Raw genomic sequence first — 13,074 nt, 5'->3', positions numbered from 1 at the left:
AGGAGCATCGCTATGCACCACTTAAGACGCCTCGGCGTTCTCGCCCGTCATGCCACGCTCGCCGCGGCGGCGATCCTTATGGCTTTCCCGTTCTATTGGATGGCGAGCAGCGCCTTGAAGACGAACGACGAGATTTGGCAATTTCCGCCGACGCTCTGGCCGCAGACGGCGTTGTGGAGCAATTTTGCGGAAGCTTGGGCGGCGGCGCCGTTCACCCGTTATTTGCTGAACAGCGTGTTCGTCGCCGGAGCCATCGGCGTCCTTCAAATCGTCAATTCCGGGATGATGGCTTACGCCTTGACCCATATGAAGTTCCGCTTGAAGGGCCTCTTCACCTCCGCCATTCTGGTCGGCTACATGGTGCCCGCCACGGCTACGTACTTGCCAAGCTACGTCGTGCTCGGCAAGCTGCAATTGCTGAATTCGTACGGCGGCCTTATTTTATCGAACTGCGTCAGCGTATTCTCGATTTTTCTGATCAGGCAAGCCTTTCTTCAAGTTTCCCACGAGCTGGTCGAAGCCGGCAAAATCGACGGCGCGTCGCATTTTCGCGTATTGTGGACGATTCTGCTTCCGCTGACGCGCTCTTCCTTCGCCGTGCTCGCGCTCATTACGTTTATCGAGCAGTACAACAATTATTTCTGGCCGATGCTCATCACCAAGGATCCGAATCTGCAATTGGTATCGGCCGGTCTTCGCGGCTTTTTCGTCGAAGGAGGCGCATACGGGCTCAAGTGGCCGCTCATTATGGCCGCCAGCGCCATGACGATCGCCCCGTTGATCATCCTGTTCGTATTCACGCAGAAAACGATCATCCGCAGCGTCAACCTGTCCGCAGGCGCAAGCAAAGGGTAAGAAAAAAACTAAAACGGAGTGAATCAAACATGACGAAGGTTAAAAAAATGATTTCCGGAATCGCGCTGACTTCCATTCTATTGACGACGGCTTGCGGCACGAATGCCGGCAATGCCGGCAATCCGGCCAATTCCCCCGCGGCAAATGCGGGAGCGACGAGCCCGTCCGAGAGCCCGTCCGCCGCGGAGCCGGTCGCGATCGAATTCTGGTACGGCCTCGGCGGCAAGCTCGGCGAGAACATGCAGCTGCTGATCGATAAGTTCAACGCTTCGCAGCAGGAAGTGATCGTAAAGCCCGTCGTTCAGGCGGATTACGCCGAGACCGAGCAGAAGCTTCAAGCCGCGATCGTATCGGGAGACGTGCCCGCCGCCGTCTTGTCCTCCAACGTCGATTGGGCGCGCAAAGGCTATTATGCGCCGCTCGACGATTTGATCGCAGGAGAAGCCGGCTTCCATCAAGAAGATGTTATCCGGACGTTTCTGGAGCAGGGCAAGGTGGACGGCAAGCAGTACTTCCTGCCGATGTACGGAACGACCCAGGTGATGTACTACCGCAAAGACGCGCTCGAGAAGAACGGCATCAAGCCCGAGGAGCTGACCACGTGGGAGGCGCTGGCGGAGGCTGCGGCCAAGATGACCGAGAAGGCGAACGGCAAGACGACCTTCTACGGCTGGGAGCCGATGTGGGGCAAGGACAATATGATCGACGCCGTGATGAGCAAAGGCGGCAAAATCCTGAGCGACGACGGCAAAACCGTGTTGGTCGATTCGCCGGAATGGGTCTCGACTTGGGAGCTGTTCCGCAAATGGATTCATGACGATCAGATCATGCGCATTCACTCCGGCGGCCAAGGCTGGGAATATTGGTACAAAACGATCGACGACGTCATGAAGGGCCAGGCCGCCGGCTATACCGGCTCCAGCGGCGACCAAGGCGATCTGGACTTCGCGCAGCTGGGCGCCATGGAGCAGCCGGGCTGGGAAGGCGGCGGCGAAGGCAAGCCCGTCGCTTCGGCGATCATGGCGGGCATTCCGGCCAAAGCGAGCCCCGAGCAGCAGCAAGCCGCCTTCAAATGGTTCAGCTTCTTCATGAACGCGGAGAACACGGCCTTCTGGTCGATGAACACCGGCTACATCGCCGTGCGCGAATCCGCGCTCGACAATCCCGAGTTCGTCGCGTTCAGCGAGTCCAATCCGCAAAGCACGATCCCGCTGAAGCAGGCCGCCCACGCGTCGGCGCCTTTCCTCGACCCGACCGGCGGCAAAATCAACGACGCGCTCGCCATCGCGGCGGACAAAGTGCAGATCGGCAACGAATCCGTCGAAGAAGCGCTGAAGGAAGCGAAAGAAACCGCCCAGCGCGAGCTGGACAAGCTTAACAAATAACTGGAGGCTCATGCTGCATGCCGCAATTGTTCGCAAAGGACGCCCGTTTCAACGTGCAAGCCATCTTGTTCGACAAAGACGGGACGTTAATGGATTTTATGTACACTTGGGGGTACTGGGCCGACCTCTTGCTCTCCCTCTATTCCCGGGAGCTTGAAGCAACGGAGCGATCGCCGCGGCTTATGGACGTAACGGCGCTATGGGGATTGTACCGCGCGCCGGACGGAGCGATCGCCGATTACGACCGCAACGGCCCCTTCTCGATGGGGACCGTAGGCGATATTTTGACGCTATTGGCGTGGCAGGGCTACCGGTCGGGGCTGTCCTGGGCGGAAGCGGCCGTACTGGCCCGGCAATGCAGCCAAGCCGCCAACGAGCAGCTGGAGCAGTCCCGGGCGGCCCGGGCCGTGCCCGATCTTGTGCCGTTCCTGGAGCAATGCCGCACAATCGGCCTCCCGCTCGCCGTCGTTACGGCCGATGAAACGGCCGCGGCCGAGAAGCATCTGCAGTGGCTTGGCCTGCGGCGCTATTTCTCCGCCGTTATCGGCAACGACCAAGTGGAAAGGGGCAAGCCGTACCCCGATATGGTCGAGCTCGCCTGCCGCAAGCTGTCCGTCCCCGCCGCGCAGGCTGCGGTTATCGGAGATTCCAACGGCGACATGCTCATGGCCAAATCGGCGGACGCGGCGGCGGCAATCGGCATAACCGGGCCGCAAGACGCCGGAGCGGATCATTTGCCGGCCGCCGACGCGGTCGTCTCCTCCTATCGGGAGCTTGGCTTTCAAGATCGATTCGAGAACCGGGAGGTATCTATGCGAAAATGAAGGACGATCGCCGAATAAAGCAAACCGAATCCCCTCTTCTCGCCTTTCATGTCATTACGGATACGCATGTCACCGACGATCCGGAACATGAGCATAACCGCAATTTCGACCGCGCGCTCCGGGATATCGCCGCCAACCGGACGGACTCCTGCGGCATCATGCATGTCGGGGATGTGACGGACCGCGGCTTCCCCGAAGAATACGCGGAGCTTCGCCGGATTTGGGACAAGCATAAGGACCGGCTGCCGGAGCTGCTGTTCACGATGGGCAATCACGACGTCGCCCAGGGCGTGTGGCCGGACCGCCTCGCCCGCTTCTTGACGGCAACGGACATGACCGGTCCTTACCATGATCACTGGATCCGCGGCTTCCACTTCATCTTCCTCGGAACCGAGCAAGGGCTCGATTTGTTCTGCGACTTGTCGGAAGAGCAGCTGGCGTGGCTGGACGCGAAGCTTGGCGAGGAAGCGTCGCCGGACCGCCCGGCGTTCGTCTTCCTGCACCAGCCGCTCAAGGACACGGTGGCCGGCTCCTCCGAAGCGCAAAATTGGTTCGGCGTGACGCAGGACGCGGAGCTCAAAGCGGTGCTCGCGAAGCATCGCCACGCGATTCTGTTCACGGGCCATACGCACTGGGAGCTTGACGCGCCTCATAATTTCCACGACGGCGCCGGCCGGTTGCCCGCCATGTTCAATGCGTCGTCGGTCGCCTATCTATGGACGGACGAGGATGAGCGCAAGGACGGCAGCCAGGGCTACTGCGTCGAGGTTTACGAGGACCGCGTGCTCGTCAGAGGCAGGGATTTTACGACAGGGTCGTGGGTGGAAGGAGCGCAGTTTCAAGTGAATTTTCCGGTACTCGGATAAAAGAAAACAAACACCGCCTTGGCGCCCAGCACGCCTGGCGGTTTTTTTTATGCGGCAAACATGCGCTTTCCTAAGCGGTAATTTGTTGTTGATGTTGCGTAAATGACGATATTCACTTCCAAATGCGCATATAATTTTGTATAATGACTTAAGGCATCATGCGTATTTATGCTTATTTTTCAGAAAGGGAGGAATCAGCCCATGTTTCAAGAAGAGCGGATCAACGCGATTATGGAGCATTTGAACCGCAATCAACGAATCGACATCAAGGATATTTGCCAACGGTTCGAAGTGTCCAGGGACACGGCCCGCCGGGATCTGCTGAAGATGGAAGAGCTTGGCCTGATTATCCGGACGCACGGGGGAGCGGTACTTCCGAAAAAAACGAAAGAAGTTTACGAGTACAAGGAACGCCTGGTCAGGGAGTCGGGCGTGAAGCGCGAGATCGGGCAATTCGCCGCGTCGCTCGTCAAGAACGGCGACTTTATTATGATGGACGCGTCCACTACCGTGCAATTCGCGGCCGAATATTTGACTGCGGAGAACGTCGTCGCCGTAACCAACTCGATCGATATCGCGGATGCGCTGTCCAAGAAGAAATCGGTAAGAACGTACCTGCTCGGCGGCGAATTGAACGTGCAGCACCGCTTTCTGTTCGGGCCGTCCACGACCGATATGCTGGCGGATTACCAAGTGGAGAAATTATTTCTCGGCGCATGCGGCATAACGGCGAACGGCTTGTCTTATCCCGACGTGGAGGACGGCGCCGTGAAGCGGGAAATGATTAAACGGGCAAACCAGGTCATCGTGCTCGCGGACCATACGAAGTTCGGCGACCAAATGTTCTACAACATCGCCGGACTGGAATCCATCGACCTGCTCGTTACCGATCGGAAGCCGGAGAGCGCGATCATGGAGAAACTGGCGGAACATCGCGTCGAGCTGCTTGTCGCATCGGAGGAGGATGGCGATGATTAAGCTGATCGCAAGCGATTTGGACGGCACTTTGCTGGACGCCTCCAAACAAATTAACGATAGAGACCGCGCCGCCGTCGCAAGGGCAATCGGCGAAGGCTTGGAGCTGTGCATCGCTTCCGGCAGGATGTATGCCGAAATCAATGCCTTCATGCGGCCGTTTAAGGGGCGCTATCATGCGGTAGGCCAGAACGGCGCGACGGTTTACCATAAGGATTTAAGGCTGCTGGCCTCCTCCGACTTCGAACCCGCGTTGTCCTCCCGGCTGCTGCAGGCAACCCGCGGCATCGTCCGTTTTATTCAGTGCGCGGACGACTCCCTCTATGTAACGGAGCGGAGCAGCGCTTCTCTATCGTATGAGTCGCGGATTTTATCGGCATGTACGGAACGGCGCGATTTGGAAGCGGTTTTGGCCGGCGATGAATTGCGATGCTGCAAAATCTCCTTTTTCGGGGAGCTTGCGCGGCTGAACGCGCTGGCGGCCGAATTGAACAGCCGGTTCGAAGGACGAATCGAAACGTTCATTTCCGACAAGGATTGTCTCGATGTCATGCCGCGAAGCGTCTCGAAAGGGGCCGGCTTGTCCCGTTTGATCCGGGAGCTGGGCTTTCGGCGGGACGAAGTGGCGTGCATCGGGGATTCGTTCAACGATTTGCCCATGTTCGCCTTAACGGAGCATAGCTACGCCATGCGCGATAGCCGCGATGAAATAAGGAGCCGCGCTAATCATATCATCCCTTCCGTTGCGGATGCGATCGAACAGATTATCGCGCATAACCGCGCGTTTAAGGCGAGTTAGAGGGGGACGGACGAATGAAACGGATGATCGGGTTAGGTTGTTTGGCGTACTTCATGGTCGGTCTGGCGACGGTCGCGTTCGGCGCGTTGTTGCCGGAGCTATTGCATAGCTACGGCAAAAATTACGCCGACGGCGGACGGCTCGTTTTCGCGCAATTTGCCGGGTTTTTATGCGGAGTTCTTCTGGCGCCGGGGTGGTCCGTCCGGCTCGGGTACCGGAGGACGATATGGCTGGGGATGCTTGCCTTGGTCCTCGTTCATGGCGTTCTGCCCCTTCAGCAGCACTGGTTCTTCGTCTTGGGGCTCGCCGCCGTGAACGGGCTCGGCTTCGGCATGACGCAAACCGCGATCGGAACCTTGTTGCTGGAATCGACCGAACGCCCCGCCGTAACGATGAGCCGGCTGGAGGTTGCCTTCGGACTCGGCGCGTTGTTCATGCCGCTTGCTTCCGGCTACTTGATCGCAAGGTACCCCTTTGCCTCGGCTTTTGCCGTCGTTGCTCTCTTCGCGGTCATTAACCTGCTGCTATGGAGCAGCCCTTTCGTCGCCCCTCGCCGCCAGGCGGCAGAGGCATCGCTTAACGATACGGTTATGCAAGAGGAAAGCTCCGCCATATCCGAAAATCGTCGGCCTCGTTTCTCCAAGCTCGCCTTCTTTATCGCGTTCGTATTTCTCTATGTAGGGCTTGAAATCAGCTTTGCGAACTTCCTGCCGTCGATTTTTGCGGAGCGATTCCAATTAAGCTCGTCAAGGGCGACGCTTTCGGTAACGCTGTTCTGGGTCGCCATGGTCATTGGCCGATTATTCTCGGGCTATATGGCCGAAAGGATCAACTACTTCAGCTTTCTGTTCTGCAGCGCGGCTGGCGCGGCTCTCTCCCTCGCGTGGGTTGCGGTAACCAAAGACGCAATTGCCGCTTATGCGCTCGTCTTCCTGATCGGCCTGTTCTTATCGGGCATCTTCGCGATGATCCTCGTGTATGCGAACCGCGTATTCCCGGGCTACGCGAAACAAACGACAAGTCTGCTTATCGCATCCGGCGGGATTGGCGGAGCCTTGCTCCCCTTGCTGATCGGGTGGAGCTTGGAGCAGCGCCAAGGGACCGGCACCCTTTGGATCCTCGCAGGCAGCGCGCTGCTGCTCTTAGCCTGCTTAATCCGAATTCGCGTCGTCGAAAGAGCGCGCGCCGCGTCGCGGCAAGAGCGCCTCACGCTAAGCTGACGGAGACTCTTCCAAAATCAGCTTTCGTTCAACCCGTCCAGCACCTTCAAAATCTTCGCCTTCGTCTCGTCATCCAGCGGAACGTGAACGGATAGCCGCAGGTCGGTCCGATCAAGCGGCCGGAAAGAAAGGTATTCGAACGTCAGGTCGCCGACGAGCGGATGACGGAAGATTTTGCGGGCGTTCGAGTATTCCAGCACGTCGTGACGCTCCCAATAGGACCGGAATTCCCCGCTTGCTTCGGATAAAGCTTGCACATGATCGCTCCACCACGGGTCGTCGACATGGCGGGCGTATTCGGCTCGGAACTGCGCGACCGTCCGCCGCGCGTGCTCCTCCCATTCGTCGCCTTTTCTCTTGCGGAAATCCGCGGACATGAACGTCCCCCACAATAAATTGCGGTCGCGCTCTTGCATGCCCTTCAAATCGCCCTGCAGCACGTACATGGCCGCGTTCCACGCAACGATATTCATCCGCGCGTCCATGACGCAGGCCGGGCTCGTCCCCAGCTCGTCCAGCAGCCGCTGCAGCGCCGGGCTCACTTCGCTTTGCGGAGCCGGCTTCTCCGGAGGCGGCTGCCGATGGGCGAGCAGGAACATATGCCTCCGCTCCGCCGCATCCATCCGCAGCGCGGCCGCCAAGCTTTCGAGCACTTCGGCCGACGCGTGAATCGGCCGTCCCTGCTCCAAATAGGTGTACCACTCCAGGCTTACGCCGGCAAGCATCGCGACCTCTCCGCGCCGCAGCCCCGGCGTTCTTCTTCGCCCGGCTTCCGGGAGCCCAACCTGCGAAGGCGTCATGCGCTCCCGCCGATTGCGAAGGAAATGGGCTAATTCGCGATTACGCTCCCGTTCGGTTTTGGCCAATCGCACCGTCCTCCTCTTCTCGCGCGCAAGCAAGGTGGGACCCGCAATACCAGGATAACCAGACACCTTCTTGCCGCATTCGTACCGCTATACAATAGCTTATGTGAAGGCCGGGCACAAATCAATTTTACGAGAAGGGGCATGGTTAACGATGAAGATGGAAGCGGGTACGATTCTGATTACGGGAGGCGCTACGGGCATTGGCCTGGCGCTGGCCGAACGTTTTATAAAAGCGGGCAATAAAGTGTTGATTTGCGGAAGAAGAGAGGACAAGCTGGCGGAAGCCCAAGCGGCTTATCCGTCGCTGCATACGTACCGGTTCGACGTATCCAAGGAAGAAGAGCGCATCGCGCTGTACGAGCGGGTAACGCGGGAGCATCCTGACGTAAACGTGCTGCTTAATAATGCGGGCGTGATGCGTTTCGTGCAGCTGGACGCGGAGAACCCTTGGAAGGAGACAGAGTCCGAAATCGCCACGAATCTGGATGCGCCGATCCATTTGGCGATGCTGTTCACGCAGCATTTCAAGGGCAAGGAGCATGCCGCGATCCTGAACGTAACATCGGGTCTTGCCCATGTGCCCTTGTCTGCGGCTCCTGTATATAGTGCCACGAAAGCGGCTCTTCATGCCTTCACGCTATCGCTGCGCAAGCAGCTTGAAGAGCATAAAATCGAAGTGCTCGAAATCTGCCCGCCGCATACGAATACCGATCTCGGCATTCCGGGCGGCAATACGGATGGCGTGCCGCTTGACGAATTCGCCGACGAGGCGATGAGGAGCTTGACGCAAGGGGAACGGGAAGTCAGCTACGGCTGGTCCCGACTTACCTCGCAAGCTTCGAGAGCGGAGCGCGACGAGCTCTTCAAGCAGTTGAACGCATCAAGGTAAGACGAACAGCCGCGGCCGTGAGCCGCGGCTGTTTTTTTGCATGCGCCGCCGTACGGTTCGTTAACCAGCTAGCGATGCGGGCTTCTCCTTGCCCCTGCGGTTCACAAAATAAATACTGACCACGATGCACGCCAGGCCGATGAACAGCGTCGCCGTAAACGGCTCGTGCAGAAACACGGTGCCCGTCAGTATGGCGACGAGCGGGATAAGGAACGTGTAGGAGGCCATCCGGCCCGCTTCGCCGGAATCCATCAGCTTGTAGAACACAAGCCAGCCGATCGCGATGACGAACACCGAAATGAACAGCAGGCTCGCGACAAACGCGGCGTTCCACTCGACGTCGGCCCAGCTCTCCACGCCGCTGCCCGCGATCGTCATCAGCAGTCCGCCGGCGATCAGCTGCAGCGTCACAAGCCAGATCGGATCGACGACGGCGCTCTTCCGCTTCACATAGACGGTGCCGAGCGCCCAGCTGAGCGCGGAGCTGAGCGCGAGCAGCACGCCTTCGACGGAGATATGGCCCGACAGCCCCCCTGCCCCGCTGCTGATGACGCCGACGCCGGCGAAGCCGAGCAGCAGCCCGGCGATTTTGAGTCCATTCATCGATTCCCCGAGCCAAAGCCATGAGAAGATGCCGACCAGCACCGGCTGCAGAAAGACGATCGCAGAGAACAGCCCCGACGGCAGGAAGTTCAGGCCGATCGTCTGCAAGCCGTAATAGAGGATGACGTTGACGAGCGCGGAGATCAGGTAGATCGGCCAGGTTTGGCCGAGCCGAAGCTTCCGGTATCTCGGAATGGCGATCGCCAGCAAAAGAAAGCCGCCCAGCAATGTTCTCGTCCCCGAGAATAAGACCGGCGGCATATAGGTTAGCGCGAACTTGGATAAGGGCCAATTAACGCCCCAGACGATGACGAGAAACGAAATAAGCAGAAACGTATGCGACTTCGATAATTTGACCATGAGGAAGGACTCCTTGCTGACTGGATTGCTAGACATGGATTATGCTAGAGTCCATCTTACTCCTCTTTATTTAAGTTAGCAACTAGAGATAGGTTCAGTCAGCCTCTCCTATCCCTTCCTGCCATATTGCTTCGCATAAGACATAATGCTGCGGTACATGCTTTTGTCGCCCATTTGCTTCAGCGGGTAGAACTGGGGTCTCGTATTCACCTCGAGAATCCAGGCGTTGCCTTCGCCGTCCAAGGCGACGTCGAGCCCCAGCTCCCGGAATCCCTTCATATGCCGGTCGAATGCCCTCCCGACCTTCTGCCCGAGCTGCTTCAGCTCTTCTTCCTTCCGGGCGATGACGCTCTTGCCGAACCCGGCCTTCGCCAGCGTCGGCTTGAAATAGCCCAGCTCGCCGCCTTGATGGTAGTTCGTGGCCACTTTGCCCGCCTTGCCGATTTTCGTGAAAATCGCCGTGCTCTTCCAGGTACCTTCGTTCGACTTCTGCACCATGACGCGGATGTCGAACGGCCGGCCGTTTGCTTCGGCCAGCTGAATGCCCTTCTGCAGCAAGTACGAGCGCCCCTTGGCGCGTCTCTTCAACTCCTCGTAGAGCTCATCCTGCGTGGCGTACCGCTGCTTGTTCGAATTTAACTGAACTTGATAACCGTCCTTCAGCTTCCGGATGCGATTAATATTGGATCCGCCCGTGCCGCCGGTCGGCTTAAAATAAACGGTTGCGTATTGTGCCAGCATGGCGCCAAGATTGCCGCGGGTGAACGGCATCGTTTGCGGCACGTATGCGCGGGTATTTTTTTTGCCGAGCAGCCACTTCGTCTTGATCCACTTGCTGCCGATCGAAGTACTTTGATAACTCATGAATGACCAACTCCCCTCTCTCTTCTATCCTATGAGAGATTGGTAGAGTCGGTCCGTGCTAGCGTCTAGGGAAGGTGCGGAGTAAAAGAGGGAAATCTTACAATACTCATTTGCGGCTAATCAATCATTTTAGCCATTCTGATACCATATTGCTCGGCAAACCCCATCCCTTTATCAAGCGTGAAAAGATCATACTTTTTATGTATGGCAGAAGCAACGATAAGGGAGTCCGGTGCTTTCACATTGCGATTTACTTCTTTCTCTGCTCTAATCTGATTTTCCCTGCAATGGTCGCAATATCATTGTCTACATCAATAAAACGATTGAATGATTATCGTTTAATAGACTGATTGCAATGTTGGTATCCAGGATTACTCCCTTCTTCACCATTCTTTCCTCATTTCCTCATTTTCCTTAAGCCATTCTTGTGCCCGTTCATTTGATATCGTACCTCTAATTCCCATTAAATCAGAGATATTATCCGCTACACCATCGTATTCAGTAATTATACTGTTTTTCAAGTCGATAACGATACGATCTTCTTCTTTAACATCATATTGCCTAAGCAACTTTCTAATCGCATCCGTGGTGCTCTTGTCGATTTTTTTTGCCATTGCTTAATTTCCCGCCCTTCATCGTTCATTCAACTTTCTTTTCCGATTGCATTTACTTGCTTTATTATAACATTAAAACCATTCTTGCAAATCAAGGAAGATTCGTTTGCCGCTTTCGCTTCGCTAATTGGTGTAAGCAGCAACGGCTCAATTGACTTTATCGAGCTCGTCTATGAAAGCCGGTTTATGGCTATATGAATGCCGCAGCTCGTTGATCAGGCTGTTCAGATTCGCGCTTCCCGCTATCTTCCGGTAGCTTTTCAGCTTGCCGCACACGTCTTGATATTTTTTTCTATTCGCCGCAAAACCAGCCGCATTCCTTATATGCTCGCTGTAAATCGCGAGGACCTCTTCTCCGAATTTCTTCGCCAATTTACCGGCATATTGTTCGATATCGCCCGGATTCTCCCGCACGTACGCCATCATCTCATCCAGGTCGTTCGCCTCCGTAATAAGACGGAGATAGACGTTCGACGCCGACCAGCCTTCCTCCATCTTCAGCCTTGTCTTCAAACGCTCGTACAAAGCCTCCTGGTTTTTCCCGGCCAGCTGCCTAAGCTCGTTATAGTATTCAAAGTTGCCGGTGACCAGCAGCTCCTCGGCCAAGCTCGCCTGTTCTTCCTTGCGCCCGGACTCGCGGTAAACGTCATGCCTCATTGCTTTCCAACGAAGCGCCAGGCCCGCATAGTCCTTGTCCTGCTCTTCGCCTTCCAGAGCCAGCTTCACGGCTTGATCATAATCCTTCTCTTGCCTGTATCGGTTAATTAACGCTTCTCTAAAGTAGCTGTATCGCAGATTGTCCACGATAAATTGTTCCGTCTCTTCCTCAGTGCCGGATTTCCGAATCAGATCGAACAATACCCGAAGCAAAGCTTCGTTCGCATACTGCTGATAGCTCATATCGACGTTTGTGCGGATCATGCTTTCGATTTTCGCTCGCAACGCATTTCTTAACGGTTCAACATCCGCTAAACCGGCGCAAATTTCGAGCAGCTCGATCCTGTAATCGTTCCAATCTTCAAAAATAGAGCTCCCGCTAAGCTTCAACAGTTGATGAAAGAGCGTCTCTCTTATTTCTTCTCCCGGTTCGGCCCCTTCCGCTATCGCCTCTCTAATCGCTTCAACCGATTCTTCCGCCAGCATGCCGATGTCGCCGTCGGAGTCATCCGCATATTGGAAGGCCTGAACGGCCTCCTCCAGCACAAGACACGCCATGTCCACCGTCAAAACCTTATTTTCCCTCTCCCCGGCCCGCTCCAGAACAGTCATCATCTCGTTTGCAAAACGTCCCGTTTCCCTGTAGCCGATAAGCCTTCTCTGCCCGTATATTTATTAACGATGGAGGCGATCAGTCTTTTGCATTTATCAAGCTCCCTGTCATCGCCGTCTTGGGAATAGGTTAAAAGAAGTTGATTCCGCAAAACCGTATTTTGCCGCGCGATCTCCGCGATAATTTCGATGAGCCGCTCTTTGGGCAGCGCGGTCAATACTTCTTTCAGATCCGGTTGCTTGACTGCTTTACCTTGTACGAGCTCGCTGTCACTATCGAGTATGTCGAGCAGCTCGTAATAAGCCGCGGCCTCATGCTTGCACACCGGGCCGTAGTCGTAGGGGCAGTCGCATTCGGAATGCACAATCCGCCCGCTCCCGTCCAGCCTTACCTCAACCTCGTATAGCTCGCTGCCTTCAACCAGAATCGTATAGCAGTTGTCTCCATGAGCCGAGACCTCTATTACATAGCCATCCGTATAGTACTCGTATCCTCTGGCCAATATCGTTCGATCAATCTGATCTTTGAAATGATAGATGTTCATCGGTTATCCTCCCTGCCGGTTTAATACTCATTATATATTGAAAAATACACATTGCTATATAGACGGCACTAAAGGATTTTGGAAACATTTGTCTAACTCTTAGAGGTAACTAATTGTTGCCTGTAGGAGGCGTTATAATG

Annotated in this window: 14 protein-coding genes; 8 read left to right on the top strand and 6 right to left on the bottom strand. The window is 56.1% G+C overall.

Translation table 11 applies throughout. The features are described 5' to 3' along the window. Positions 1–12: 12 nt before the first annotated feature. The 7 genes from IDH41_RS18285 to IDH41_RS18255 all read left to right on the top strand — a co-directional run bounded on the left by IDH41_RS18285 (position 13) and on the right by IDH41_RS18255 (position 6,924). Entirely contained in the window at positions 13–855 is an 843-nt protein-coding gene (locus IDH41_RS18285) for a carbohydrate ABC transporter permease (RefSeq protein WP_190863548.1), read from the top strand. 29 nt (positions 856–884) lie between these two features. After that, the gene (locus IDH41_RS18280; protein ID WP_190863547.1) at positions 885–2,240 is read left to right on the top strand and encodes an ABC transporter substrate-binding protein; all 1,356 of its coding nucleotides are present in this window, start codon (positions 885–887) and stop codon (positions 2,238–2,240) included. Positions 2,241–2,257: 17 nt separating this feature from the next. Continuing rightward, positions 2,258–3,064, top strand: a complete 807-nt coding sequence (locus tag IDH41_RS18275; RefSeq protein WP_190863545.1) for an HAD family hydrolase — start codon at positions 2,258–2,260, stop codon at positions 3,062–3,064. Further along, positions 3,061–3,930, top strand: coding sequence for a metallophosphoesterase family protein (locus IDH41_RS18270; protein ID WP_190863543.1), 870 nt, complete (start codon positions 3,061–3,063; stop codon positions 3,928–3,930). Before IDH41_RS18275 ends, IDH41_RS18270 begins: the two co-directional genes overlap by 4 nt. Positions 3,931–4,131: 201 nt before the next feature. After that, entirely contained in the window at positions 4,132–4,908 is a 777-nt protein-coding gene (locus IDH41_RS18265; RefSeq protein WP_190863542.1) for a DeoR/GlpR family DNA-binding transcription regulator, read from the top strand. Next, positions 4,901–5,704 (top strand): Cof-type HAD-IIB family hydrolase, encoded by an 804-nt coding sequence (locus tag IDH41_RS18260; RefSeq protein ID WP_190863540.1) that lies wholly within the window; start codon positions 4,901–4,903, stop codon positions 5,702–5,704. Before IDH41_RS18265 ends, IDH41_RS18260 begins: the two co-directional genes overlap by 8 nt. A 14-nt stretch (positions 5,705–5,718) precedes the next feature. Next, positions 5,719–6,924 carry an MFS transporter gene (locus IDH41_RS18255; protein ID WP_190863538.1) on the top strand — a complete coding sequence of 402 codons (1,206 nt, stop codon included), beginning with the start codon at positions 5,719–5,721 and terminating at the stop codon, positions 6,922–6,924. Between the two features lie 17 nt (positions 6,925–6,941). Here the strand turns inward: IDH41_RS18255 and IDH41_RS18250 are convergent, their stop codons facing one another. After that, a complete protein-coding gene (locus tag IDH41_RS18250) occupies positions 6,942–7,796 on the bottom strand; it encodes a helix-turn-helix transcriptional regulator (protein WP_317890772.1) in 855 nt (284 codons plus the stop codon). A 145-nt stretch (positions 7,797–7,941) separates the two neighbouring features. Between IDH41_RS18250 and IDH41_RS18245 the strand changes: the two genes are divergently transcribed. Next, entirely contained in the window at positions 7,942–8,679 is a 738-nt protein-coding gene (locus IDH41_RS18245; RefSeq protein ID WP_190863534.1) for an SDR family oxidoreductase, read from the top strand. A 60-nt stretch (positions 8,680–8,739) separates the two neighbouring features. Here IDH41_RS18245 and IDH41_RS18240 read toward each other — a convergent pair whose 3' ends face one another. From IDH41_RS18240 to IDH41_RS18220, 5 genes are all read right to left on the bottom strand, one after another. Continuing rightward, the gene (locus tag IDH41_RS18240) at positions 8,740–9,642 is read right to left on the bottom strand and encodes a DMT family transporter (RefSeq protein WP_190863533.1); all 903 of its coding nucleotides are present in this window, start codon (positions 9,640–9,642) and stop codon (positions 8,740–8,742) included. A 108-nt stretch (positions 9,643–9,750) separates the two neighbouring features. Then, complete coding sequence (locus IDH41_RS18235; RefSeq protein WP_190863531.1) at positions 9,751–10,506, bottom strand: YheC/YheD family protein; 756 nt, start codon at positions 10,504–10,506, stop codon at positions 9,751–9,753. A gap of 383 nt (positions 10,507–10,889) precedes the next feature. Then, positions 10,890–11,120, bottom strand: a complete 231-nt coding sequence (locus IDH41_RS18230; RefSeq protein ID WP_190863529.1) for a hypothetical protein — start codon at positions 11,118–11,120, stop codon at positions 10,890–10,892. Between the two features lie 147 nt (positions 11,121–11,267). After that, the gene (locus IDH41_RS18225; protein WP_190863527.1) at positions 11,268–12,392 is read right to left on the bottom strand and encodes a hypothetical protein; all 1,125 of its coding nucleotides are present in this window, start codon (positions 12,390–12,392) and stop codon (positions 11,268–11,270) included. Beyond that, positions 12,389–12,934 (bottom strand): SWIM zinc finger family protein, encoded by a 546-nt coding sequence (locus tag IDH41_RS18220; RefSeq protein WP_190863525.1) that lies wholly within the window; start codon positions 12,932–12,934, stop codon positions 12,389–12,391. The genes IDH41_RS18225 and IDH41_RS18220 overlap by 4 nt, the downstream gene beginning before the upstream one ends. Positions 12,935–13,074: the final 140 nt, after the last annotated feature.

The organism is Paenibacillus arenilitoris, from assembly GCF_014705655.1.
Taxonomy (GTDB): domain Bacteria; phylum Bacillota; class Bacilli; order Paenibacillales; family Paenibacillaceae; genus Pristimantibacillus; species Pristimantibacillus arenilitoris.
The sequence above is the reverse complement of the archived record's forward strand: the minus strand, read 5'-3'. Positions and strand labels throughout refer to the sequence as shown.